This is a genomic window from Burkholderia sp. Bp8984 (assembly GCF_003853755.1).
GTDB lineage: Bacteria > Pseudomonadota > Gammaproteobacteria > Burkholderiales > Burkholderiaceae > Burkholderia.
This window is the reverse complement of record NZ_QTQN01000084.1, coordinates 1-1,854: the sequence shown is the minus strand read 5'-3', so window position 1 is coordinate 1,854 and position 1,854 is coordinate 1. Positions and strand designations below refer to the sequence as shown.

Below are 1,854 nucleotides of genomic sequence, written 5' to 3'. Positions count from 1 at the left end.
GAGCTGCTCGAGGATCGCCGGGTTCTCGAGCGTGGACGTGTCCTGCGTGATCGCCTCGCCCTTCGCGAGCGAGCGCAACAGGCGCCGCATGATCTTGCCCGAGCGCGTCTTCGGCAGGTTGTCGCCGAAACGGATGTCCTTCGGTTTCGCGATCGGCCCGATCTGCTTGCCGACCCAGTCGCGCAGCGCCTTCGCGAGCGCCGCCGCTTCCTCGCCTTCCGGACGCGAGCGCTTGAGCACCACGAACGCGACCACCGCCTCGCCGGTCGTGTCGTCCGGGCGGCCGACCACCGCCGCTTCCGCAACCAGCTCGTGCGAGACCAGCGCCGACTCGATCTCCATCGTGCCGAGCCGGTGGCCCGACACGTTCAGCACGTCGTCGATGCGGCCCATGATCGTGAAGTAGCCGGTGTCCTTGTCGCGCACCGTGCCGTCGCCGGCGAGATAGAGCGTGCCGCCGAGTTCTTCCGGGTAATAGCTCTTCCTGAAGCGCTCCGGGTCGCCCCAGATCGTGCGGATCATCGCCGGCCACGGACGCTTGACGACGAGAATGCCGCCTTGCCCGTTCGGCACGTCCTGGCCGGTTTCGTCGACCACCGCGGCCATGATGCCCGGCAGCGGCAGCGTGCACGAACCCGGCACCGTCGGCGTCGCGCCGGGCAGCGGCGTGATCATGTGGCCGCCGGTTTCGGTCTGCCACCACGTGTCGACGATCGGGCAGCGCTCCTGGCCGACGTGCTTGTGGTACCACATCCACGCTTCCGGATTGATCGGCTCGCCGACCGTGCCGATGATGCGCAGGCTCGACAGGTCGTAGCTCTTCGGATGGACCTTGTCGTCGGCCTCGGCGGCCTTGATCAGCGAACGGATCGCGGTCGGCGCGGTGTAGAACACCGTGACCTTGTGATCGCCGATCATCTTCCAGAAGCGGCCGGCGTCCGGATACGTCGGCACGCCCTCGAACACGACCTGCGTGCCGCCGCACGCGAGCGGGCCGTACGTGATGTACGTGTGGCCCGTGACCCAGCCGATGTCGGCCGTGCACCAGAACACGTCGGAGGGCTTCCAGTCGAAGGTCCACTTCATCGTCTGCGCGGCCCACAGCAGGTAGCCGCCGGTGCTGTGCTGCACGCCCTTCGGCTTGCCGGTCGAGCCCGACGTATACAGGATGAACAGCGGATGCTCGGCGCCGACCCATTCCGGCGCGCAGGTGTCGGACTCGCCGTCGGCGATCTCGTGCATCCACAGGTCGCGTTCGGCATGCCAGTCGATCTTGCCGCCGGTGCGGCGATAGACGATCACGCTCTTGACCGCTTCGCAGCCGCCCATCGCGAGCGCTTCGTCGGCGATGCTCTTGAGCGGCAGCGTCTTGCCGCCGCGCGCCTGCTCGTCGGCGGTGATGAGCGCAACGGCGCCGACGTCGACGAGCCGCTCGTTGAGCGATTTCGCGGAGAAGCCGCCGAACACGACCGAGTGCGTGGCGCCGATGCGCGCGCAGGCCTGCATCGCGACGATGCCTTCGATCGACATCGGAATATAGATGATGACGCGATCGCCCTTGCCGATCCCGCGTTTCTTCAGCGCGTTCGCGAAGCGCGACACGCGTGCCAGCAGCTCGGCATAGGTGACGCGCGTGACGGTGCCGTCGTCGGCCTCGAAGATCACGGCGACGCGCTCGCCGTTGCCGGCTTCGACGTGGCGGTCGAGGCAGTTGTACGACGCGTTGAGTTCGCCGTCGTCGAACCATTTGTAGAACGGCGCATCGCTCTCGTCGAGCACCTTCGTGAACGGCTTGTGCCAGCTGAGGCCCTCGCGCGCGAGACGCGCCCAGAAGCCTTCGTAATCCTGCTCGGC

At 67.5% G+C, this 1,854-nt stretch carries 1 protein-coding gene; it reads right to left on the bottom strand.

The features are described 5' to 3' along the window. A partial coding sequence (gene acs / locus DID98_RS35405) for an acetate--CoA ligase (protein WP_124572240.1) occupies window positions 1–1,854 on the bottom strand: 1,854 nt, incomplete at both ends.